At 67.6% G+C, this 21249-nt stretch carries 23 protein-coding genes, 1 other RNA gene and 1 CRISPR repeat array; of the genes, 4 read left to right on the forward strand and 20 right to left on the reverse strand.

What is annotated here, in order from left to right; all coding sequences use genetic code 11:
- The 7 genes from K9U15_RS08670 to loaP form a co-directional block, all read right to left on the reverse strand.
- Window positions 1-1179: a UDP-N-acetyl glucosamine 2-epimerase gene (locus tag K9U15_RS08670; RefSeq protein ID WP_123673822.1), complete on the reverse strand. Its 1179-nt coding sequence runs from the start codon at window positions 1177-1179 to the stop codon at window positions 1-3.
- Entirely contained in the window at window positions 1176-2372 is a 1197-nt protein-coding gene (locus tag K9U15_RS08675) for an NAD-dependent epimerase/dehydratase family protein (protein ID WP_123673820.1), read from the reverse strand. Before K9U15_RS08675 ends, K9U15_RS08670 begins: the two co-directional genes overlap by 4 nt.
- Window positions 2369-3412 carry a polysaccharide biosynthesis protein gene (locus K9U15_RS08680; RefSeq protein WP_087190863.1) on the reverse strand — a complete coding sequence of 348 codons (1044 nt, stop codon included), beginning with the start codon at window positions 3410-3412 and terminating at the stop codon, window positions 2369-2371. The genes K9U15_RS08675 and K9U15_RS08680 overlap by 4 nt, the downstream gene beginning before the upstream one ends.
- Window positions 3413-4180 (reverse strand): WecB/TagA/CpsF family glycosyltransferase, encoded by a 768-nt coding sequence (locus K9U15_RS08685; RefSeq protein WP_096226794.1) that lies wholly within the window; start codon window positions 4178-4180, stop codon window positions 3413-3415.
- Window positions 4181-4747, reverse strand: coding sequence for a sugar transferase (locus K9U15_RS08690; protein ID WP_301155898.1), 567 nt, complete (start codon window positions 4745-4747; stop codon window positions 4181-4183).
- 147 nt (window positions 4748-4894) lie between these two features.
- On the reverse strand, window positions 4895-4942 hold the full coding sequence (locus tag K9U15_RS14530) for a Vmc-like lipoprotein signal peptide domain-containing protein (protein WP_367316813.1): 48 nt from the start codon (window positions 4940-4942) through the stop codon (window positions 4895-4897).
- 27 nt (window positions 4943-4969) lie between these two features.
- A complete protein-coding gene (gene loaP / locus K9U15_RS08695) occupies window positions 4970-5482 on the reverse strand; it encodes an antiterminator LoaP (protein WP_123673818.1) in 513 nt (170 codons plus the stop codon).
- 337 nt (window positions 5483-5819) lie between these two features.
- On the opposite strand from loaP, the gene K9U15_RS08700 reads away from it, so the two are divergent.
- Window positions 5820-6026, forward strand: coding sequence for a helix-turn-helix domain-containing protein (locus tag K9U15_RS08700; protein WP_231897325.1), 207 nt, complete (start codon window positions 5820-5822; stop codon window positions 6024-6026).
- A gap of 229 nt (window positions 6027-6255) precedes the next feature.
- Window positions 6256-6741: an aminoacyl-tRNA deacylase gene (locus tag K9U15_RS08705; protein WP_096226798.1), complete on the forward strand. Its 486-nt coding sequence runs from the start codon at window positions 6256-6258 to the stop codon at window positions 6739-6741.
- Between the two features lie 99 nt (window positions 6742-6840).
- On the opposite strand, the gene K9U15_RS08710 is transcribed toward K9U15_RS08705, so the two are convergent.
- The gene (locus tag K9U15_RS08710; protein ID WP_241557699.1) at window positions 6841-8598 is read right to left on the reverse strand and encodes a L,D-transpeptidase family protein; all 1758 of its coding nucleotides are present in this window, start codon (window positions 8596-8598) and stop codon (window positions 6841-6843) included.
- Window positions 8599-8963: 365 nt separating this feature from the next.
- Here K9U15_RS08710 and ssrA point away from each other — a divergent pair.
- Window positions 8964-9332, forward strand: a transfer-messenger RNA (tmRNA) gene (gene ssrA, locus K9U15_RS08715).
- Between the two features lie 133 nt (window positions 9333-9465).
- Here the strand turns inward: ssrA and K9U15_RS08720 are convergent.
- From K9U15_RS08720 to K9U15_RS08735, 4 genes are all read right to left on the reverse strand, one after another.
- On the reverse strand, window positions 9466-10209 hold the full coding sequence (locus tag K9U15_RS08720) for a hypothetical protein (protein ID WP_096226799.1): 744 nt from the start codon (window positions 10207-10209) through the stop codon (window positions 9466-9468).
- Window positions 10210-10261: 52 nt separating this feature from the next.
- The gene (gene smpB, locus K9U15_RS08725) at window positions 10262-10726 is read right to left on the reverse strand and encodes an SsrA-binding protein SmpB (protein ID WP_096226801.1); all 465 of its coding nucleotides are present in this window, start codon (window positions 10724-10726) and stop codon (window positions 10262-10264) included.
- Between the two features lie 5 nt (window positions 10727-10731).
- Window positions 10732-11931 (reverse strand): M42 family metallopeptidase, encoded by a 1200-nt coding sequence (locus K9U15_RS08730; protein WP_096226803.1) that lies wholly within the window; start codon window positions 11929-11931, stop codon window positions 10732-10734.
- Window positions 11932-12132: 201 nt separating this feature from the next.
- Window positions 12133-12414 (reverse strand): hypothetical protein, encoded by a 282-nt coding sequence (locus K9U15_RS08735; RefSeq protein ID WP_087190846.1) that lies wholly within the window; start codon window positions 12412-12414, stop codon window positions 12133-12135.
- 213 nt (window positions 12415-12627) lie between these two features.
- On the opposite strand from K9U15_RS08735, the gene K9U15_RS08740 reads away from it, so the two are divergent.
- A complete protein-coding gene (locus K9U15_RS08740; RefSeq protein ID WP_227115298.1) occupies window positions 12628-14940 on the forward strand; it encodes a bifunctional alpha,alpha-trehalose-phosphate synthase (UDP-forming)/trehalose-phosphatase in 2313 nt (770 codons plus the stop codon).
- Window positions 14941-15050: 110 nt separating this feature from the next.
- On the opposite strand, the gene K9U15_RS08745 is transcribed toward K9U15_RS08740, so the two are convergent.
- From K9U15_RS08745 to cas7c, 8 genes are all read right to left on the reverse strand, one after another.
- A complete protein-coding gene (locus tag K9U15_RS08745) occupies window positions 15051-15596 on the reverse strand; it encodes a hypothetical protein (protein WP_096226805.1) in 546 nt (181 codons plus the stop codon).
- On the reverse strand, window positions 15593-16048 hold the full coding sequence (locus K9U15_RS08750) for a YhcH/YjgK/YiaL family protein (protein WP_096226806.1): 456 nt from the start codon (window positions 16046-16048) through the stop codon (window positions 15593-15595). The genes K9U15_RS08745 and K9U15_RS08750 overlap by 4 nt, the downstream gene beginning before the upstream one ends.
- A 117-nt stretch (window positions 16049-16165) precedes the next feature.
- Entirely contained in the window at window positions 16166-16567 is a 402-nt protein-coding gene (locus K9U15_RS08755) for a GIY-YIG nuclease family protein (RefSeq protein WP_096226807.1), read from the reverse strand.
- Window positions 16558-17202: a thermonuclease family protein gene (locus tag K9U15_RS08760; protein ID WP_096226808.1), complete on the reverse strand. Its 645-nt coding sequence runs from the start codon at window positions 17200-17202 to the stop codon at window positions 16558-16560. The genes K9U15_RS08755 and K9U15_RS08760 overlap by 10 nt, the downstream gene beginning before the upstream one ends.
- 377 nt (window positions 17203-17579) lie before the next feature.
- Window positions 17580-18205: a CRISPR direct-repeat array (repeat unit 31 nt; unit sequence GTTTCAACCCGCGAGCCCGCGAGGGCTCGAC).
- Between the two features lie 191 nt (window positions 18206-18396).
- The gene (cas2, locus tag K9U15_RS08765; protein ID WP_096226809.1) at window positions 18397-18687 is read right to left on the reverse strand and encodes a CRISPR-associated endonuclease Cas2; all 291 of its coding nucleotides are present in this window, start codon (window positions 18685-18687) and stop codon (window positions 18397-18399) included.
- Window positions 18688-18689: 2 nt separating this feature from the next.
- Window positions 18690-19667 (reverse strand): type I-C CRISPR-associated endonuclease Cas1c, encoded by a 978-nt coding sequence (gene cas1c / locus K9U15_RS08770; protein WP_301155899.1) that lies wholly within the window; start codon window positions 19665-19667, stop codon window positions 18690-18692.
- Between the two features lie 7 nt (window positions 19668-19674).
- Complete coding sequence (gene cas4, locus K9U15_RS08775) at window positions 19675-20334, reverse strand: CRISPR-associated protein Cas4 (RefSeq protein WP_096226811.1); 660 nt, start codon at window positions 20332-20334, stop codon at window positions 19675-19677.
- A gap of 3 nt (window positions 20335-20337) precedes the next feature.
- Window positions 20338-21243: a type I-C CRISPR-associated protein Cas7/Csd2 gene (cas7c, locus tag K9U15_RS08780; protein WP_096226812.1), complete on the reverse strand. Its 906-nt coding sequence runs from the start codon at window positions 21241-21243 to the stop codon at window positions 20338-20340.
- Between the last annotated feature and the right edge of the window lie 6 nt (window positions 21244-21249).

Consider the following 21249-nt stretch of genomic DNA (forward strand, 5'->3'; position numbering starts at 1 on the left):
TCAGCCCTTCCGCCACACCGTCTTGTCGACGACGCCGGCGTAGGACTGGACGATCCTCACGACCTTCGCCGACACGTTCTCGTCGGCGTAGTCGGGCACCTGGATGCCGCCGTCGCCGGCCTCCTCGAGGGCGACGGCGGTGCGCACGGCCTGCAGGAGGCCCCGCTCGTCGATGCCGGCCAGGACGAAGCAGGCCTTCTCGAGGGCCTCGGGGCGCTCGGTGGAGGTGCGCACGCACACCGCCGGGAAGGGGCGGCCGATCGAGGCGAAGAAGGACGACTCCTCGGGCAGCGTCCCCGAGTCGGAGACGACGCAGTACGCGCTCGACTGCAGCTTGTTGTAGTCGTGGAAGCCAAGCGGCTCGTGCATGCGCACGAGGGGGTGCAGCGCGAGGCCGGCCTCGGCGAGCCTCTTGCGGCTGCGCGGATGGCAGGAGTAGAGGATCGGCATGCCGTAGCGCTCCGCGAGCGCGTTCACGGCGCCGAAGAGCGAGCGCAGGCTCGCCGCGTCGTCGACGTTCTCCTCGCGGTGGGCGGAGAGGAGCATGTAGCGCTCGGGCTCGAGGCCGAGCCCGCCCAGGATGCCGCTCGCGTCGATCCTCGGGAGGTTCGCGCGCAGCACCTCGGCCATGGGGCTGCCGGTCACGAAGGTGCGCTCGGGGGCGCATCCGCACTCGGCGAGGTACCGTCTAGCGTGCTCGGAGTAGGCGAGGTTGACGTCCGATATGATGTCGACGATGCGACGGTTCGTCTCCTCTGGGAGCCTCTCGTCCTTGCAGCGGTTGCCCGCCTCCATGTGGAAGATGGGGATGTGCAGGCGCTTGGCGGGGATGGCCGACAGGCACGAGTTCGTGTCGCCGAGGACCAGGAGCGCGTCGGGGCGGACGGCGGCCATGAGCTTGTAGCTCGACTCGACTATGGCGCCGATCGTCTCGCCGAGGTCCTCCCCCGCGGCATCCAGGTAGACGTCCGCGTCTCCGAGCTCGAGGTCGCGGAAGAAGACGCCGTTCAGGGAGTAGTCGTAGTTCTGCCCCGTGTGCGCGAGCAGGCAGTCGAAGTGCTCGCGGCACTTCTTGACCGTCTCGGACAGGCGGATGACCTCGGGGCGCGTGCCCACGATCACGAGCAGCCTGAGGCGGCCGTCGCCCTTGAAGGAGACGTCGGAGAAGTCCGTCCTCATAGATCCACCTCCTCGAAGAACGTGTCGGGGTCCTCGGGGTCGAAGGGCTCGTTGGCCCACATGAGGGTCACGAGGTCGCGCTCGGCCGAGAGGTTCTCGATGCAGTGGGTCATGCCCGGCGCCATCTCCACGACCTCGGGGCGCCCGCCGGAAACGCGGTGCTCCACGGTCGGAAAAGGCCTCCCCTCCTCGTCGAGGCCCACGCGGCGCAGGCGGATCGACGCCTCGCCGGAGACGACGAGGAACTTCTCCCACTTCATGCAGTGCCAGTGGTTGCCCTTGGTCACGCCGGGCTTGGAGACGTTCACGGACACCTGGCCGCGGTCGGGGGTGCGCAGGACCTCGCAGAAGGAGCCGCGCTCGTCGGACTTGGGGTCGAGGGGGTACGAGAGGCGTTCGGGCTCGTAGTACGAAAGGAACGTCGAGTGGAGCTTCTTGGAGAAGGAGCCCTCCGACTGGTCGGGGACGACGAGGGTGGCGCGCGAGTCCCGGAACGACTCGAGCAGGGCCACGATCTCCCCGAGGGTGGCCCTGTCGGTCGGGCCGGCATGGCAGAGGCCGTCGTCGCCGCGGGACTCGTTCCCGAGCAGGGCCTCGAGCATCTCGGCGACGAGGTCGTCGACGTGCAGGAGCTCCAGCTCCGTCGAGGGGTCGTCGACCCTCACGGGAAGCCCGCGCGCGACGTTGTGGCAGAACGTGGCCACGGCGGAGTTGTAGTTCGGGCGGCACCACTTGCCGTAGAGGTTCGGGAAGCGGTAGACGAGCACCTTCGCGCCGGTGCGCTCGGAGTGGTCGCGGAACAGCTCCTCCCCCGCGAGCTTGGACCTACCGTACTCGCTTCCGGCGTAGCGGCCCTCCAGCGACGCCTGCGCGGAGGAGGCGAGCATGACCGGGCACGCGTTGCCATGGCGCTCCAGGAGCCCCAGGAGCTCGGAGGCGAACCCGAGGTTGCCCTCCATGAACTCGGCGGGGTCGTCGGGCCGGTTCACGCCGGCGAGGTTGAAGACGAAGTCGGCCCCCGCGCACCACGCGTCGAGGTCCTCCGGGGAGGAGCCCCGATCGTGCTCCCAGACCTCCAGCGGCAGCAGCGGGGCGTAGCGCGGCCGGCGGTCCTTGCCGTCCCGGACAGCCTTGAGCGACTCGCAGAGGTTGCGGCCCACGAAGCCCTTGGCGCCGGTCACGAGCACCCTCACAGCAGGTCCCCCTTCCGCCCGGCGAGCGCCTCGCGAACGTAGGAGGCGGTCGCGATCTTCCCCACGGTACCGGCCACGTCGAGCCGCTCGGTGTTGTGGGAGGTGTAGGACTCGTCGGCCTGGGTGCGCACGTTGCCCACGGTGAACCTGTCGTAGTTGAGGTCGCGCGTGTCGGCCCTCACGCGGAAGTACTCCCCCATGTCCTCGGCCCGGAGGCGCTCCTCGCGCGTCATGAGCGTCTCGAAGAGCTTCTCGCCGTGACGGGTGCCGATGACCTTGGTGCCCGTGCGCCCGAAGAGCTCCTGCACGGCCTCGGCGAGGTCGCCCACCGTGGCGGCGGGCGCCTTCTGGATGAAGAGGTCCCCCGGCTCGGCGTGCCCGAAGGCGAAGAGCACCAGGTCGACCGCCTCGTCGAGGTTCATGAGGAACCGCGTCATGGCCGGGTCGGTGACCGTGACGGGCCGCCCGGCGCGGATCTGGTCGATGAACAGCGGTATGACCGACCCGCGGCTGCACATGACGTTGCCGTAGCGGGTGCAGCAGATGGTGGTCCGGCCCGCGCCGTTGCGGGCGTTGGCGTAGATGATCTTCTCCATCATGGCCTTGGAGGTGCCCATGGCGTTGATGGGGTAGGCGGCCTTGTCGGTGGAGAGGCACACGACCTTCTGCACGCCCTCGTCGATGGCGGCGTGGAGCACGTTGTCGGTGCCGACCACGTTGGTCTTCACGGCCTCCATCGGGAAGAACTCGCAGGAGGGCACCTGCTTGAGCGCCGCGGCGTGGAACACGTAGTCGACCCCGCGCATCGCGTCGCGGACGCTGCGCTCGTCGCGCACGTCTCCAATGAGGAAGCGCACCTTCGCGGCGAGCCCGGGGTCGCGCTCCTGCAGGCGGTGGCGCATGTCGTCCTGCTTCTTCTCGTCGCGGCTGAACACGCGCACCTCGCCCACGTCCGAGCCGACGAAGTGGTCGAGCACGGTGGAGCCGAAGCTGCCCGTGCCGCCGGTTATCATGAGGGTCCTGCCTTCCATTGCCCGCATCTAAGAGATCCTTTTCTTCCCTGTCGCCGCGTAGTAGACGAACTTCGTGTTGGTGACGGCGTAGCGCTCGAACAGCCGACTGGGCTCCTGGACAAGGCGGTAGAGCCACTCGAGCCCCGCCCGCTGCATCCAGCCTGGAGCCTCCGGCACCACCCCGGCCAGGATGTTGAACGCGCCGCCGACGCCGGCCATGAGGCAGCGCGTTCTGCCCTCGAGGCGCGCGCAGAGCGCCTCCTGGCGCGGGGCCCCGATGCCGACCCAGAGGAAGTCCGCGCCGGAGGCGTCCACGCGCTCCGCGAGCTCCCCCACCTCCTCGTCGGAGATCTCCCGGAAAACCGAGGGCTCGGCGCCGACGACCCGAACCCGCGGATAGTCCCGCCCGAGGGCGGCCGCCAAGAGCCCGAGGTTCTCCGGCGTGCTACCGTAAAAGTAATGGGACCAACCGTGCGACGGCGATCGCTCGAGCAGGGCCCGCAGCAAGTCGGGGCCGGTCACGCGGCCCATCGAGGGCTCGCTCCTGCGCCCGATTACGGAGAGGGGCTTGCCGTCTGGCAGGGACATCAGCGATCCCGCCTGCACCTCGAAGTACGCCGGGTCGTCGTGGGCCATGACCGTGGTGTGGGCGTTGGAGAGGCAGAGGTAGCTCCCCCGGATCGCGTCGAGGTTCTCCTCGACGAAGCGAACGCACCCCTCGAGGTCGACCGCCGTGATGGGCACGCCGATGACCGGCACGCGCGGCGGGGCCTGGACGCAGGGCTCGGCAGCCACCTAGCACGCTCCCTTGCCGGTGAACACGACGGCCACCGTCTTGAAGATCACCTTGAAGTCGGTCAGCACGCCGCGCTCCTCGATGTACTTGAGGTCGAGGTCCACCATGTCGTCGAAGGTCGTGTCGCTGCGGCCGCTCACCTGCCAGTAGCCGGTGAGGCCGGGCTTCACGGAGAGACGGCGCATGGCGCGCTCGTCGTACTGGGCGACCTCGGAGGGCAAGGGCGGCCTCGGACCTACGCAGGAGAGCTGGCCCAGCAGGCAGTTCACGAACTGGGGGAGCTCGTCGATGGAGTGCTTGCGGATGAAGCGGCCGATGCGGGTCACGCGGGGGTCGTCCTTGATCTTGAAGAGCGGGCCGTCGGCCTCGTTCAGGTCCTTGAGGTCGGCCAGGCGCTCGTCGGCGTCCTTGTGCATGCTCCTGAACTTGTACATGTCGAACGTCTCCACCTCGCCGCTTTTGCCGATGCGGCCCACGCGCTTCTGGGAGTAGATGGGACACCCCGGACTCTCTAGGCGGATCGCCAGGCACAGCAGGAGCGAGGGCGCCAGCAGCACGGCTATCACGCAGAGAGAGCACTATGTCGAACGCCCTCTTCGCAAAGCGGTACGCGAGCCGTGCATCGTCGCACACATGCCCAACACGTGCTTCAGCATCTTTCGCCCCGGCCGCCGTCTCGCACAACGGAGCGTCTGCGTCGAGAGCCAACTCGCCTATCTGGTTCGGTTCTTGCACGAAGCTGCGACCGTAGCGGTCAGCACCCCCCCCCGTCGGAAGGTCCAGGTGCCTCACGCGGTCTTCCTCACAACTTCCAGGCCGACGCTTGCCGGCACGGTGCGGCCGAAGAGGGTGACGTCGAGGTAGGCGCGGCGCTTGTGGCGGTCGATCTTGCGGATGTCGCCCTCGAGGCCTATGAGGGGACCGCGCGTCACCGTGACCTTGTCGCCTGTGATGTAGCCCTCGCTCATGCGGACGATGTGCTCGCCGTCCATGAACGACAGGAACCAGTCCTGCTCCTTCTTCGTCAGCGGGAAGAACGAGTTCTCCTCGTTGCCCAGCAGGCGGATGGGCAGGGGCACGCGCAGAAGCTCCTTGTTGAGCTCCTCGGCATCGCCTGTGACGAAGAACAGGTAGCCGGGGAACAGCAGGCGCCTCACTAGCTTCCACTCGCCGCGGACGCGCCACATGGTCTCGTACTCGGGCATGAAGCACTCCTCGAGCACGTCCGGGGACACCAGGCGAAGGCAGAGGTCGCGCGTCGCGGACTCGCGTCCCGCCTGCACCTGCGCCACGTACCACATCGCCAGCCCCTTTCCCGCCGCGTCGATGCTCCGCCAAAAGAAAAGAGGATGAACAGCTGCATGCTTCTGCTTTCCCGACCCATGGCCGCGAGAGAGATCGCCTGCACCTATTCATCCTCTTGTCGATCGGCGGAACGCGCTTAGCGACGATTACGCCATCTCAAGATATGTAAGTTGCCTCGATGTTGCTTTTATACAACAACGAGGAGCCAAAGAAAGGCGCCTCGCGCCCTTCGAATGGTCAACGATTGGGCAATGTTGTATATAGTCCGTTGTTATACATACAACACGCCCGTAGTCTTCGTTCATGCGAAACTTACTGCAAACAAAAGTCGGGTTGCGGATCAAGGACCTGCGCGCCGCCGCCGGGCTAAGCCAGGAGCGGTTCGCCCTGAAGATCGGCATGGACCGCACCTATCTTGCCTCCATCGAAGTCGGCGGGCGCAACGTCACGCTGCAGAACCTCGCCAAAATCGCCAACGGCTTCGACATGACCTTGTCGGAGTTCTTCGAGGGCATCCCCCGCATCGATCCCCGCGAGTAGAGGCCCGCGATGCTTTCCGCACCCGGCATGTCGATTATAACCTATAGTTGTATAAAAACAACAATTGAGTAACAGGATGCCGGGAGAACGGCGCGAAACGCGCGGCTCCGCTGGGGCGAGGCGCTAATCCGCGGGCATCCCCAGGCCAGCCGATCCCATGCTATGCCGTCGGAGAGAGAACCGCGGCGGCCACCCGGATCGGAGCAGCCCGATTGGAAAGGAAGGACCCATGCCGAAGGACCACGACCGCAAGACGAACGCGCTGCGCGAGCTGGACGCGGCGTGCGTGCCGTACGAGGCGCGGTTCTTCACCTGTCCCGAGGCGCTCTCGGGCATGGAGGTGGCGAACCTTCTGGGCCTCGAGGCCGACCGCGTGTTCAAGACGCTCGTCACGCAGGCCAAGTCGGGCGGGCACTACGTGTTCATGATTCCCGTGGCATGCGAGCTGGACCTGAAGAAGGCCGCCCTGGCCGTGGGCGAGAAGGCCGTGGCCATGCTCCCTGCGCGCGAGCTGCTTCCGCTCACCGGCTACGTGCACGGCGGCTGCTCGCCCATCGGCATGAGGCGCCCCCTCCCCACCGTCATCGACGAGACGGCGGACCTCTTCGACCGCATCGCGTTCTCGGGCGGGCGCCTGGGCTGCCAGGTGGAGATGGCGCCCGACGACCTGGCGCGCGTCGTGCCGCTCGTGCGCGCCGACCTGACGGTGGCGTGAGGGCGGGCGCGCCATGGGCCGCCCCGATCACGGTCCCCGTGCGAAAGGATCCCGACAGCGGGCGGCCCTGCCGACCGAAAGGCCGGCAGGCGAGGCATCCTACCAGTGGCTCACCACGACGTCGCCCGCCTGGATGATGCCGTACAGCTCGGCAGCCTTGTACGGCGGCAGGTTCACGCAGCCGTGGCTGCCGGCGCCGTCGCGGTAGCGGGAACCGCCGAAAGAGGACTGCCAATCGGCATCGTGCAGGCCGATGACGTTGCCCACGAACGGCATCCAGTACTGCACGGTGGACTCGTACTTGCTGCCGTCGAGGTTCGTCCCTTTGAGCTTCGAAGGGCTGGCCTTCTGGTTGAGCCAGTACACGCCGGTCGGCGTGTCGTGCGACCCGTTCGGCGTGCCCGACACGATGGGCGACTCCCACACGAGCGCACCCGTCTCATCGTAGAACCGTGCGTACTGCTCGGCCAGGTCGATGTCGCAGTACCGCAGGCCCCAGTCCTGCGCGCCCGCGCCGTTGTAACCTGTGCCGACCGTGGTGCAGGGAACCTCCGCGGTCTGCACGGTGCCGGCCGCCACGGACTCTTTCACCAGGTTGAGCAGCGCGTCGCGGTCGACGCTCCAGCCGTAGACGCCTCCCGCCACCGTGACCACCTTGCCGTCGGGGCGCGTGTAGGTGCGCTGCGTGCCCACCGTGTTGCAGGCGGCCGCCAGCTCGTCGACCCAGGCCGTGAGCGCGGCCTCGTCGAGCGTGGCCGAGAGGTCGTCGCCCAGGCGCACCCACTGCGAGATGAGGTCGGCGTTCACCTCGCCGGCCGTGTCGCCGGCCATCGTGAGCACGAGGTCGGCCTTGATCATGGTGTTCGCCTGCTCGGCCGCAGCCGTGAGCTTCGGATCGGATGAGAGCACCTTGGGCTGCTGCAGGGCATCCGCTCCCAGCTTCACCGCGGGCTGCAGGGCCAGCACGGCGTCGTCCACGGCCTTGATGACGGTATCGTAGCTAAGCGCCGTGCCCACAGCTTCCGGCTCCACCACGAATGCGCCCTTGGCCTCGCTATACGCGATCACGGCATCCGTGGGCGGGGTGGCGGTCTTGTTGAACTCGTCCACCGCGGCGCGCACCGTGTCGCCCAGGCCGCTCTCGTTGTACGTGGCTGCGAGCTTGTCGCTCTCGTCATGGGCCTTCAGTATCTCTATGGGCCACGCCCACACGTTCGCGGAGGCGTGCATGGCATCGGTGGCGGCCCGACCGTCCAGCCTCATGCCGGCCTCCGCCGCGGACAGCTTGAGCGAGAAGCCCTGGCCCTCCACCTTCAGCACGTAATCGTCGATAACGTCGGCAAGCAGGCCCTGAACCTCCGCGGACGACTTGAGCGACACGTCGAGGTCGCCCACGGTCGTGCGCGGCAGAAAGCGGTCCATGAACACGAGCGCCCCGGCCAAATACACCACGGCCAGGAGAGCAACGATCACGCCGAGGACGATGCCGAGCACCTTGAGCGGCTTGCGGCCGCCCTTGGCGTCCGCCTCGCTCACGTCCACCGGCAGCATGGGGCCGCCCGCGAATGCAGGCTGGCCCGGCTGGCCGCCGGGCTTCGCCTTGGCGTTCGGCATGACGGGGCGCACGGGCTGGGGCATGACGGCGGTCTGGTCCGGGGCAGGCTTGCCGGGAGCCGGCGCGCCCGAGGTTGCCTTCCCCGGGTCCTTGTCGGGAGCCGCCGAGCCGGGAGTCTCCGGCTTCGGCGGCACGGCTTGACCGGCAGGCATCGGGCCTCCCTGCGCATCGCCGCCGTCCGGCTGCGGGGCCGGGGCGGCGTGGCGCGCATGCCGGGCTTTGCTGTTCTTGTTATCGTTCATGTGCGACTCTCATACACTCGGTTGTCTCGTCTGAAACAGGCTTCTCGGGTATCCGTTGCATTGTACCAAGAGAAGCGTCGATCCCTCGTAAACAAAACGACTAACGCTGCCCGAAGGTTACACTCGTCACAAATTCGCCACGGGAAAAGTCTCATTTCCCCGGGTGCGTCAACGCTCGGATGAAGGTCGCAGGTTGCGAACGGCCGTACCGCCGTGCTTGACAAACGCGCGTGGCAGGATAGAATGAACGTTCCGCAGCGCCTCGGCGCGGCGGGCGCCCGGCATCGGGCGCGATCCTTGAAAAGGTGGGGCCATCCCCTCCCGACGGCTGCGCCGGCCCGGCACGGGCATCGCGGCAAGCATCCGGGGGCGACTGGTTTCGACATGGTACGTCTGAAATGAGGAGCAGGTCGTGGTCTCCTCGCCACGTTAAACAGGGGTAACGTCAATTTAATTGGCAAAGCTAAGACTCAGAGCGCTCCGGCGCTCGCCATGGCTGCTTAATAGCGCCTGGCTGTCGGCCTTGGGACTTCCCCGCCCCTCGGTCCGGCATCAACTTAGGGGAACGCGCTCGGGCACGTAGCCGGTATGGCTCGGGCAAAGACTGAACCGGCTAGGAAGCGCAACGCCCGTCGGCGGGCCGCGCGCAACCGAACGATGATCGCCGACTAAGCTTGTAGAGCCTCATGGACGAGGTAGTATGGACCGGAGTTCGATTCTCCGCGCCTCCACCAACCAAAGGCAGGAGCCCTGCCGGCAGCATGCCGGCAGGGCTCCTTTGCGTTGCGGCCACGCCGCCGGGAGCTGCGCACGGAACGCTCGCCGACCCTCGATAGGGCGGCCACACCCCGCACGCCCCGGCCGGCCCTATTTCTGCTTCAGGAACGAGAAGTCGAAGGCGCTCTTGATGTCGTCGAAAGCGTCCTTCAGCTCGGCCGCCACGGCTATGCCGTCCTTGTAGATGGCGTTCATGTCGTTGGTTGCCTCGGCCACGCCCTCCTTGGTGATGCCCAGGTCGTAGGGGTTGTCCTCGTCCTCCCCCGCACCGTCGGCATCCTCCTCGTCGTCCTCGACGTAGAGGTACTCGCACTCCTCGCCGTCCTCCATGAGCACGAAGCCTATGCGGTTGCCGTCTTCGTCCTCCAGGTAGCGCACGATGTCGTCCTCGTCCAGCTCCAGCTCAACCAGCTCGTAGCCGTCCTCGTTGTCGGCCGGCTCCACCACGGTGACGTCCTCCGTGTCGTCGGCCAGCTCCTCGCCGTCGTAGCCGTCCACGGTGCCTTCCTCGCCCAGCTCCGCCTCGAGGTCCTCCCCGTCGCCGTCCACCAAGTGGAAGCCCTCCTCGGAAAGGTCGATGCCCGTGGAGCGCTCGACGACCGCGGCCAAGCCGCCGTCGTCTCCGGAGGGCGACGTCTCGCCCTCGCCGTCCGGGCCCTCCTCGGCGAAGAAGCCCTCGTAGGCCTCCTCGAGGTCGGTCTCCCCGGCGTTGGGGTCGAACTCCTCGTCGTCCTGGAACTCCTCGAGGTCTTCCAGCTCGGTTTCCTCGTCGATCTGCTCGGCCTCCGTCTCGGCGCCGTTTTCTATGTTCTCAAGCTCATCGTCCAAGTCCATGGAAGGCCTCCTTCGCGTAAGGCGCCGTCGCTCGGGCGGCGCGGGTTTCGTCCTAGCGGCTGCGCTCCTTGAGCGCGCGCTCGATCTCGCGGCGGGAGTCGCGCTCGGCCATGGTCGCGCGCTTGTCGTGCAGCTTCTTGCCGCGCGCCACGCCCAGCTCCACCTTCACGAGCGAGTTCTCCTTGAAGTACATCTTCAGCGGCACGAGGGCCATGCCCTTCTCCTTCACCTGCTCGCGCAGAAGGCGGATCTGCCGCTTGTGCAGCAGGAGCTTGCGCTTGCGGTCGGGGTCGGGGTTGGCCAGGTTGCCGTTGGCATACGGCGGGATGTGCACGTTGTGCAGCCACACCTCGCCGTCGCGCACGAGCGCGAAGCAGTCCGTGAGCTGGCAGTGGTTCTCGCGCAGCGAGCGCACCTCGGTGCCCGTGAGCTCGATGCCGGCCTCGTAGGTCTCCAATATGTCGTACTCGTGGAAGGCCTTCTTGTTCTTGGCGATGGTGGAGGCTTCGCGTTTCATGGCGGCTACTCCACGCCCGTCTCGTCGAACTGCCGCTGCGCAGCCGTCTCGTGCGCAGGCGCGCCGGCGACAGCCTGGGCCGCGAGCTCGGCGTCGTCAGCGGCCTCCTCGCGCGCAAGCGGGCTCGCGCCGGCCATGCCGGGCACGAAGCACGCGTCCTCGCCCAGGTCGAGCGCGAACCTCACGACCAGCTTAACCGTGGCGTCCAGGTCGGCCAGGCACACCACCTCGGTGGGCGTGTGCATGTAGCGCAGCGGCACCGACACGAGGCCCGTGGGGATGCCGCCGCGAGCCATCTGGATGGCGCGCGCGTCGGTGCCCGTCACGCCCGGCTCGGCCTCCAGCTGGTACGGCAGGCCCTCGGCCTCGGCGGCGGCCACCAGGCGCTCGAACACCTCGGGGTTGATGTTGGGGCCGCGCGCGATGACGGGGCCCTGGCCGCAGACGATCTTGCCGTGCTTCGTCGGGTCGATGCCCGGATAGTCGGTGGCGTGCGTCACGTCGAAGGCGAGCCCCACGTCGGGGCGCACGGAGTACGCGCTCGTCTCGGCGCCGCGCGTGCCGATCTCCTCCTGCACGGTGGCGGCGAACGTGAAGTCGCCGGGCGCACGGCCGGCGCGCGCCAGCTGCTCCAGCACGCGCACGCCCACCCAGACGCCCGCCTTGTCGTCGAACGCGCGCGACACGGCCATGCCCGCGCCGAAGCGCTCGAAGCCCACGCCGAACGTGATGACGTCGCCCACGCGCACGAGCTTGCGCACCTTCTTCCCCGGAAGCCCCAAGTCGATGACCAGCTTGTCCAGCGGCGTGACCTTCTTGCGCTCGTCGGGCTCAATGAGGTGGATGGGCTTGCGGCCCACCACGCCGCGCAGCGGCTCCGCCGACTCCGAGGCGTGCACGTCCACGCGCATGCCTGGCAGCACGGCCGCGTCCACGCCGCCCACCGAGGCCACCGACAGGTAGCCCTCGTCGGAGATGTACGTGACCATGAGGCCGATCTCGTCCATGTGGGCGGACAGCATGAGGGACGGGCCCGCGCCGGCGCCCTTGAGCGTGGCGTGCACCGACCCCATGACGTCGGTCCTTACCTCGTCGGCCGTGTCGGCCAGGCGCTCGCGCACGAGGCGTGCGACGGCGATCTCCGTGCCGGTGGCGGAAGGCGTCTCGAGCAGTTCCTTGAGGAACCTCACCTGTTTCTTCTTCATGGCGCTCCCTGCTGGTTCGCGCGCGCCGGGCCGGCAGCGCAGCAAGCCGTGAGCCTGCCGCCTGCGCCGATGCGGCGCGCTTCCACTGATGTCGGGCCTCATTATAGCGCCTCGCGCACGAGGCGCGGGCGTCTTTCGCACGATGACGCAAGGCCGTCACCAGCCCATCACGAATGCGCCCGGGCGGGGCACGGCGGGAGCCTACCAGTACTCCTTCTTCTTCGCGCGCACGCGCTGCTTCTTCGGCGGGCGGAAGTCCAGCTCCAGCTGGCCGTCCTGGCTGGCCTCGGAAGCCTTCTTGCGCTCGACGCGGTCGATGGTCCACGACACGGCGGCCTTCCCATACAGCTCCAGCATGCGCAGGCGCGCATCGCGGGAGTTCGCCTTGGTGCCGGCGCGGGCGTCGCTTTGGAACTCGAAGAGCCCCGTGGCACGCGCATCGGAGGCGGCGGGCGAGCGGTAGTGGGCGATATAGGTCTGCATGTCCTTCCTTCACGGTCGAGCGGTTTTCCAAACGGCAGCGAAGATGATACCACGACGCGCCGCCGAATGGCCTGCCGTCCGACAGCGCAAGGGGCTGCGCGGCGGCGGTCACAAGAGAACCACGGCCCCGCAACGGCCCCGCAACCGCTTCGCGGGGCCGCAGGGCTCACCCGTACAATGGAACGGAAACCGGCAACAGGTAAGGTGAACCGCATGGACAACCCGCACAACCGCCTCATCATCGTATCGAACCGCCTGCCCTATCGCATCGAGCCCGACGAACGCGAGGGCTTTGCCTTCACGCGCACCGTGGGCGGCCTCGTGGCCGGGCTGGAGCCGCTGCACGCCCAGCCGGGCAACGTGTGGCTGGGCTGGGCCGACGAGCCCGCCGGGCTCGACGATGCGGGGCGGGCGCGGTTCGAGCGGGCGCTGGCCGAGCGCTCCTGCGCCCCGGTGCGCCTGGACGGGCGCGACGCGGAGCTGTACTACGAGGGCTTCTCGAACTCCACGCTATGGCCGCTCTTCCACGGGTTCCCCCAGCATACCCGCTTCGACGAGGAGGCATGGGAGGCCTACGTGCGCGTGAACGAGCGGTTCCGCGACGCGGTGCTCGCGCTGGCGCGCCCTGGCGACACCGTATGGGTGCACGACTACCACCTCATGCTGCTGCCGTCGCTTCTGCGCGAGGCGCTGCCGGACGCCTCCATCGGCTTCTTCCTGCACATCCCCTTCCCCGACTACGAGACGTTCCGCATGCTGCCGTGGCGCCGCGAGCTCATGCGCGGCGTGCTGGGCGCCGACCTCGTGGGCTTCCACGCCTACGACTACGTGCGCCACTTCCTTTCCAGCTGCCGGCGCATCGTGGGCGTGGAGAACGAGAGCGGCACGCTGTTCGCCGACGGCCGTCTCGCACAGGTGGACGCGTTCCCGCTGGGCATCGACTACGGTCGCTACCGCGACGCCGCGCGCCTCCCCGCGGTGCGCCGCCTGGTGACGGAACTGGGAGAGGAGAAGGGGCACGAGGGCTGCAAGCTCATGCTGTCGGTGGAGCGGCTGGACTATTCCAAGGGCATCCCCGAGCGCCTGCTGGCCTTCGACGCGTTCCTGGACCGCTTCCCGGAGTGGCGCGGCCGCGTGGTGCTGGTGCTGGTAACGGTGCCGTCGCGCGAGAACGTGGCGTCGTACGCCGCCCTGAAGAAGCAGGTGGACGAGCTGGTGGGGCTCATCAACGGCAAGCACTCCACCATGGACTGGACGCCCGTGGACTACTACTACCGCTCGCTGCCCTTCGAGCGGCTGGTCAGCCTGTACGCCGCGAGCGACGTCATGCTGGTCACGCCTTTGCGCGACGGCATGAACCTCGTGTGCAAGGAATACCTTGCCTGCCACGACGGGGCCGGCGGGACGCTCGTGCTCTCCGAGATGGCCGGCGCATCTTATGAGCTGCACGAGGCCCTGACGGTGAACCCGTTCGACCAGGAGGGCGTCGTGGACGCCATGCGGCGGGCGCTGGAGATGCCGGAGGCCGAGCAGCGGCGGCGCAACGCCCCCATGCAGGAGCGCCTGGCCCGCTACACGTCCGAGAAGTGGGCGCGGGAGTTCCTGGACGCGGCGGCCGATGTGAAGCGCCGCCAGGCGGGGCTGAGCGCGCATCTGCTGGGGCCCACGTCGGCAGGTCGGCTGCTGGAGGCGTTCCGCGGGGCGCGGCGGCGGGCGCTTCTGCTCGATTACGACGGCACGCTCATGCCGTTCTCCGACGACCCGGCCCGCGTGGCCCCCGATGCGCGGCTGCGCGCGCTGCTGCAGCAGCTGGGCGCAGGCGCGCGCACCGACGTGGCCGTGGTGTCGGGCCGCGACCGCGCCACATTGGAATCGTGGCTGGGAGATTTGCCGGTGGACCTGGTGGCTGAGCACGGCATCTGGTTCCGCGGACGCGACGAGCGCACGTGGGTGCTCGAGGAGCCGTTGAGCGACGACTGGAAGGACGCCGTGCGCCCCGTGCTGGCCGACTTCGTGGACCGCACGCCGGGCTCGATGCTGGAGGAGAAGGACTTCTCGCTCGTCTGGCATTACCGCATGTGCAGCCAGGAGCTGGCCGAGCGGCGCGTCATCGAGATAAAGAACGCCCTGGGCGACGGGCTGGCCGACCGCGGCATCGCGCTCATGGACGGCAACAAGGTGGTGGAGGTGAAGCCGCGCGGCGTGGACAAGGGCCATGCGGCCCACCGGTGGTTCCGCGACCCCGCCTACGGCTTCGTGATGGCGGCCGGCGACGACCGCACCGACGAGGACGTGTTCGAGGCCGCGCCCGAGAGCGCCTGGACCGTGAAGATAGGCGACGGCCCCACGCGGGCGCGCTACGCGCTGAAGAACACGGGCGAGATGCGCGCGCTGCTGGAGCAGCTGGCGGCCGCATGCGCCGAAAAGGACGCCGGGGACGACGTGCCGCCCAGTGCCGGGCGCCGGGACGCGCTGCGCGCGCCGGCGACGGTAATGCCGCGCACGCGGGCGCTCGCGCGGGCGTAGGCTCAAGGTCGCGGGAAGGCTGCAGGGCGAAACGGCTTTCTTCGGCCTCCGCTGCCCCATCGCGCGACCCCTCTCGGCCCGCGCCCCGGATGGGCGCCTGCCCGCATCGCTCAGAATACCCGCGACACGAACCGCACGGCACCCGGACGGGCGCCCTCGCGCACGGGGTCTCCCAGCAGGAACGCCATAACGGCGTCCAGCAGCTCGGCCAGCCCCTCCGGCGGCAGCGTGCGCGAAAGGCCGCTCTCCGCCAGGCCCGCGAACCCGGCGTCCTGGGCGTGCCGCACGCCGTCGAGCACGAACGCGCGACGACGGTTCACCGCATCGCGCACCGCCACGACGGTGCGCGCGGGCAGCTGGGCGTAGAGCTGCGGGGGCACGCCGAGCTTGCGCTCGTACCACTCGGGCACGTTGCGCACGCCCTCCTCGGCGAAGAACTCACGGAACTCCCCGCTGCCGTCCAGCGGGTACGCCGGCAGGCTGTAGCCCGCGCGGCGGCCGTACTCGTAGACGTAGCGCGAGGCGTCGCCCACCAGGGCGCGCTCCCCCAGCAGCAGCGACAGCAGCTCCAGCATGCGGCGCGTGCCCAAGCGGTCGCGCTCCGCTTCCAGCAGGCGCGCGAGCTGCCCGACGAGCGCGTCCTCGCCGGCCGTCAAGCCCGCACCTTCACCACGATCTTGCGCACGCGCCCCGGCTCGTCGGCCGCGCATCCCGGCTTGTGGGCGTCCTCGGGCGCGAGCACGGCCATCTCCCCCGCCCGCAGCACGATGGAGCTCAGCGCCTCGGGCGTGGCGAACAGCCCGAAGTCGGCCTCCTCGTCGAACTCCCCGTTGGGCACGAGGCCTGCGAGCGGCGCATACTGCAGCACCTCCTCGCCTTCCACCACGTACTGCACGTCGTAGTAGCGCCGGTGGGCCTCCATCTGCTTCTGGTCGGCGGGCACCGTGTCGTACTCCTGCACGTTCGCGAACACCTCGTCGCCGTCGATGTCCGCGCGCCCCAACGGCAGGTGCGCCAGATCGGCCTCGCGCAGGAAGGAGAAGGCGGCGCGCATGCGCGCGGAGAGGTAGTCGTTCTTGTCGGCAGTGGGAAGCGGGGTCACGAGCACGGGAAGGTCCTTTCGACGGCGGGCTCCCCTGCAGCGTGCGGCGCTGCAGGGGAGATGTTGGATGCGTTTCGCCTGCCATTCTAGCAGCATCGGGCGCCGAACGCGCCAGCCGTCTCCCTACGCTTTACCGCCCGGGTGCCCGCCGTCATCGACGGCAGCGCCCGCATCGGCGCTCGCAGCCTCCTGCAGCTCGGCGAGGACGACGGCGAAGCCCTCCGTGCGGGCGCGGGCAAGCAGGCGGTCCTTCGCGCGGCGCGACAGGTGCTTGAAGCGGAACTCGGCGCTCATGGCCTCGTGCTTCGTGGCGAAGCGCGCCTGCGCCACCACTTCCACGGGCGTGCGGCTGCGCGTGTACTTTGCCCCCTTGCCGGCGTTGTGCGTGCGGGCGCGCTGCTCCACGTCGTTCGTGTAGCCCGTGTAGAGCGTGCCGTCGGCGCAGGCCAGCACGTACACGTAGAAGGCCGGCCGCTCCTGCGGCGCCGCGTCCGGCTCGGGGCTCGACCCACCCTCTACGCCCACTTGTAGGTCACGCCCCTGCCGTCGGCGGCGGCCTCGTCGCCCCAGCGCTGGAAGAGGTCGTGCAGCGTGGTATCGGGCTTGTAGCGCTTGACCTGCGCGTATCCGTCACGCACAAGGATGGCGTTCAGCATCTTGCCTGCGATCTCACCTTCGTCCGCTGGGTCATCCGGCCGCTCGATCCACACGTAGCGCAGAAGGCGCCCGTAGCGGTCGGCGTCCGAGACGTCGCGCGAGAGCCACACCGTCTGCCCCGGCGCCACGAGCGACTTCGCGTAGTCCGAGGCGATGCGCCCCTCCTCGCAGTTGCGCGCCTCGTCGGCCGCCACGCTCTCTGGGGTATCCATCCCGATGAGACGCACCGTGGCGTCCGCTTCGCCAGGCACGCTCACCTTGAGCGTGTCGCCGTCGACCACGCGCACGACCTGGGCTTGCTGGAGGCCGTCCCCTACGGGGGCGATAGTTGCTTGGCCGTCTCGGCCCGGCGCGGCATCCTCCGCGACCCCGCCGCCCGCAGCGCCGAACCATCCAAGCGCGGCACCGATCACGAGCACGGCCGCAATGGCGAGGGCGGCAAGCGGGTTCTTCCGCGCCAACCGCCTTAAGGCGCGCCCTGCCTGCTGCTTCTCCGACGCCATGGATCCCCTTCTCCCGTTTTTCTACGAACGAGAATTATAGACCAACTGCTTGGAGATCGCCGCAAGCTCCAACCTTCGTCGAGCCTCCTTGCAGGTAGCCGGGACCGCACCAGCCGGCTCGCCGCTCACCGCTACCGCCCGTCGAGGGGTGCGGCATAGCATGTGCGCGGAGTCGGGCGGGCGCGCCTCGACAGCCGCATCGTTTTAGGAGGGAAATAACCCGTCCAGTCCATCGACGCATGCGGCGCCGTTTTCACTTAGGAGCCCGCCATGATCAACCAGCTCTGCAAGAAATCGCTGCGGGAGTGCTCGTTTTAACGCGCGAGCCAATAAGGGGCGCGACTTCTCGTCCAGCTCCACGCAAATATAAGATGTCTCGTTTCAATCCATGCGCCCTGAGGACTCGACCATGGTGCCCTCAACGGCCTCACCGTCCGAATCGACGTTTCAACCCGCGAGCCCGCGAGGGCTCGACCATTTTCTCCTCCCAACCTTGATTAGATTGTTTCCAGTTTCAACCCGCGAGCCCGCGAGGGCTCGACGAGCCTGAACCAGGGCGTCACGCAGCTCATCACCCTGGTTTCAACCCGCGAGCCCGCGAGGGCTCGACTGATGCACTCCGCTATTTTCTGGGCCGATCCTTGTTTCAACCCGCGAGCCCGCGAGGGCTCGACAGGTCTTTAAGGCCCTCGCTTGCTGCTTCGTAGCGTTTCAACCCGCGAGCCCGCGAGGGCTCGACCCGGTGAGCGGAGCGATGGCCACGTCGGAGAGGCCGTTTCAACCCGCGAGCCCGCGAGGGCTCGACGGGCAGCGCCCAGGTCTTTTTCGAGCCGGCCAGACGGTTTCAACCCGCGAGCCCGCGAGGGCTCGACCGAGGCTGCAAGAGTTCGGCATCGTCGCAGGGGCGGTTTCAACCCGCGAGCCCGCGAGGGCTCGACGCTCATCTCGCTCTTCGCCTTGCGCAAAGCACTCGTTTCAACCCGCGAGCCCGCGAGGGCTCGACTGTCAGAATATGCATATATACGCATATTCTGATTATTATATTCATATTAGACAATCAGTCTGCCCCATGAACAGCTATCAGCGGGCTTGTGAAGCCTAAAACCTGCGCGAACCTCCCGAATGGCGCGCCATCGCTTGGGGTTCGCGCAGCACGCAATAGAGCTTCTACATTGTCAAGGTGCGCATTTCCTCTCACACGCACAGGAACCCTTCCGGGTCGTAAGCCTCCTTCGCCCCCACATGCTCGACTTTCCGCTTCCAGTTCTTCCCGAGATTGTAGAACCGTAGGCTGTCACGCGTCAGGTCGGCCGCCTTCATCAGCTCGCTCTTCATTGTCTCGAACTGCGCCGGATCGAGCGAGCACTCGAACACCGAGTTCTGCACGCGCTGGCCGTACTTCACGCAGATCTTCGCAACCCGACGCAACCGGCAGGTTCCCTGCGGACTCGCCGTTTCCACATCGTATGTCACCAGCACGTACATCGCTACCTCCAAATGAACGCCGGATAATCGTCCAAATCTCCGCGCAGGTGCCGCGCCAGCAGCTGTACCTGCAAGAACGGCACGAGACCCACCGGCACCTTCTCCTTCAAGAACGGATGCATCACCTGCTCCTGTTTGCGCTGCTGCCATAGCCCAAGCGCATTCTTGCGGGCTGCGTCAGTCAAAACGACGCCCGATGCTTCGCTCGACGAGAAATCGGCCCCGCCCACCTGCCGACGATTGATAAGGGACACCACGAAACGATCGACGTACCACGCTCGCAACTCCTCCATGACATCCAACGCGAGGCTCGCCCGCCCCGGCCGATCTCGATGGAAGAACCCGACCTGGGGGTCGAGCCCGACGGTCTCGCACGCGCTCGCCACCTCGCGCGCCAACAGCGAGTAGAAGAACGAAAGCATGGCGTTCACCGGATCCCTCGGCGGCCTCCTCGTGCGTCCCGAGAAGGCGAAACCGTCCCCCGCCCGGAGCAAGCGGTCGAACACGCCGAAGTACCGGTGCGCCGCGTCGCCTTCGATTCCCCTCAGCTCGTCGGCGTCGACTGCCGAGAACGCACCAGCTTCACGAAGCTTGAGCCCTTCGATGGCCTCGTCCAAGGCGCTGTCCGCCTCATCGGGATAATCGCGCCTGTAACGCTGCAGAACGGTCCGTGCGTTGCGCACCTTGGCCGCGACGAATCGCTGCGCGAGATGGAGGGCAGCGTCAGGATCGTCCGACACCCGGTACTGAGCGCGTCGGAGCAGCACGTTCCCGGAAACCGGCCCCTCGACCCGCGCGAGAAACCGGCCGGCCTCATCCAAAAACGAGAGCGTTATCCCCCGTTCGGCGCACGCCCCCAAGACGGCAGGGGAACAGCCGAGGTACCCGAACATCACGATGCCCTCGAGCAAGTGGAACGGCACCTGCAGCGCCTTCTCGCCGTCCACCCGCACCACGAGAGCGTCGTCGCCCTTGCACACGTACGCCTCAGAGTTCGTCACATAGAGCGTGTTGAGAAGCTTTTTCAAATCCCGCCTCCTTCCAATACGCCACGGCATCGTGGTCGAACGCCTCGGGGAGACAGGAGTCGGCCAACGAGCACCGTCTGCACTTCGAGCCGCGCACGGCCCGAGGTGTCTCGCCGCGCTCGAACAGTTCATGCATGCGAAGCGCCAACCCCGCGACACGCTCGCGCAAGGCATCGTCGAGCACGACGCGCTCCCGACGACGGGTGGCGCCGTAGAACAGGTCGCCCTGCCCTACGGCGCATCCGAGCATCTCCTCCAGGCACAGCGCCTGCGCGCACACCTGGATGCGATCCCATTCCTCTATCTTCGGCTTCCCCACCTTGTACTCCACGGGGCGCACCACAGCCTTGGCAGCATCGCCGTCGGCAGCGAACTCAACGACATCGGCGATGCCCGCTATACCGAGGCTGCGGCTCACGAGCCGATACCCTCGTTCGGATCTGACGCCCTTCGCGGCGGAGTATCCCTCCAAGTGCACCCGTTCGTGGAACAGCGAGCCCCGCACCGTGTCGTAACTCTCGTCCCATATCTGCTCGAGATGGATGAGCGCCCATTGCCGCTCGCAGTACGCGATGTGCTGCAGCCCCGAAAGCGGCAAAAGCTCGTCATCGGCGTACATGGCCTACTCGACCGGAAGCTCCAGCAGCTCGACCCCCTCGGGAATCGCCGCGCGGTCGACGACGATCTCGTAGTCCGAGAACGCACGGGCCTCGGCGCCGTCCTCGATAAGCCGCTTCACCGACACCGTATCGAACAGCTTATGGGCCGGCGCGTTCCCCAGCTTGCTCTCATGCTTGAACGCGAACAGCTTGCGCGAGGCCATCAGCCCGCGCGCGGCGCTGCGGTCGTTCTCGAACATGTTCATGAGCGCCTCGAAGAACAGGTCGAGGTCGTCCTGGGAGAAACCCGTCTTCTCGGCCAGCGCCGCGGAGATGAACCCCTCGGCCCGGTACAGCCCGTAGGGCACGTACTGCTTGCGGCCCATGGTCTTCTCCTTCTCGGCGTCCTTCTCGTTGGTCACCGCCATGCGCGTGATGCTCATCTCGAGCGGCAGCACCGGGTCGACGGACTCGGCGAAGCACAACTGGATGGGGCCGCGCACCTGCCCGCAGTTCACGTCGGTGGTCATGACCGCGCCGAACGCGCGGATGTCGAAGAAGTTGTCGCACATGAACTTCGTGACTTTGAGCTGGTCCTCCTTGGCCTTCGGCAGCTTCTTCGACGCGGGCTTCATATCGTAGTGCACGTACGCCTTGCGGTTGCGGTCGTTGAGCACGGCCGCCTCCTGCACGTAGATCTTGTACCCGAGCTCGCCCTCGGCCACGTCGGGGTCATCGATCTCCTCGCCCTTCACCAGGTCGACGTAGTTGCGGATCTTGCGCTTCAGGCACACGTCGGACACGATGCCGCGGCTCGTGTCGGGGTCGATGCGGGGCATGTTGCCGGCATCCGGATCGCCGTTGGGATTGCCGTTCTTCACATCGAAGAAGAAGACGAAGTCGTAGCGGTTCTTGATGGGCTCTGCCATGATGTC

The sequence above is a fragment of the Gordonibacter sp. RACS_AR68 genome, assembly GCF_030418485.1.
Lineage (GTDB): Bacteria > Actinomycetota > Coriobacteriia > Coriobacteriales > Eggerthellaceae > Gordonibacter > Gordonibacter urolithinfaciens.

Excerpts from the sequence above, each read along its gene's own strand:
- K9U15_RS08670 (WP_123673822.1), bottom strand. The coding sequence starts at position 1,179 with ATGAGGACGGACTTCTCCGACGTCTCCTTCAAGGGCGACGGCCGCCTC.
- K9U15_RS08680 (WP_087190863.1), bottom strand. The coding sequence starts at position 3,412 with ATGCGGGCAATGGAAGGCAGGACCCTCATGATAACCGGCGGCACGGGC.
- loaP (WP_123673818.1), bottom strand. The coding sequence starts at position 5,482 with ATGTGGTACGTGGCGCAGGTGCAGGCGGGACGCGAGTCCGCGACGCGC.
- K9U15_RS08705 (WP_096226798.1), top strand. The coding sequence starts at position 6,256 with ATGCCGAAGGACCACGACCGCAAGACGAACGCGCTGCGCGAGCTGGAC.
- K9U15_RS08710 (WP_241557699.1), bottom strand. The coding sequence starts at position 8,598 with ATGAACGATAACAAGAACAGCAAAGCCCGGCATGCGCGCCACGCCGCC.
- K9U15_RS08720 (WP_096226799.1), bottom strand. The coding sequence starts at position 10,209 with ATGGACTTGGACGATGAGCTTGAGAACATAGAAAACGGCGCCGAGACG.
- smpB (WP_096226801.1), bottom strand. The coding sequence starts at position 10,726 with ATGAAACGCGAAGCCTCCACCATCGCCAAGAACAAGAAGGCCTTCCAC.
- K9U15_RS08730 (WP_096226803.1), bottom strand. The coding sequence starts at position 11,931 with ATGAAGAAGAAACAGGTGAGGTTCCTCAAGGAACTGCTCGAGACGCCT.
- K9U15_RS08735 (WP_087190846.1), bottom strand. The coding sequence starts at position 12,414 with ATGCAGACCTATATCGCCCACTACCGCTCGCCCGCCGCCTCCGATGCG.
- K9U15_RS08740 (WP_227115298.1), top strand. The coding sequence starts at position 12,628 with ATGGACAACCCGCACAACCGCCTCATCATCGTATCGAACCGCCTGCCC.
- K9U15_RS08760 (WP_096226808.1), bottom strand. The coding sequence starts at position 17,202 with ATGGCGTCGGAGAAGCAGCAGGCAGGGCGCGCCTTAAGGCGGTTGGCG.
- cas2 (WP_096226809.1), bottom strand. The coding sequence starts at position 18,687 with ATGTACGTGCTGGTGACATACGATGTGGAAACGGCGAGTCCGCAGGGA.
- cas4 (WP_096226811.1), bottom strand. The coding sequence starts at position 20,334 with ATGTACGCCGATGACGAGCTTTTGCCGCTTTCGGGGCTGCAGCACATC.
- cas7c (WP_096226812.1), bottom strand. The coding sequence starts at position 21,243 with ATGGCAGAGCCCATCAAGAACCGCTACGACTTCGTCTTCTTCTTCGAT.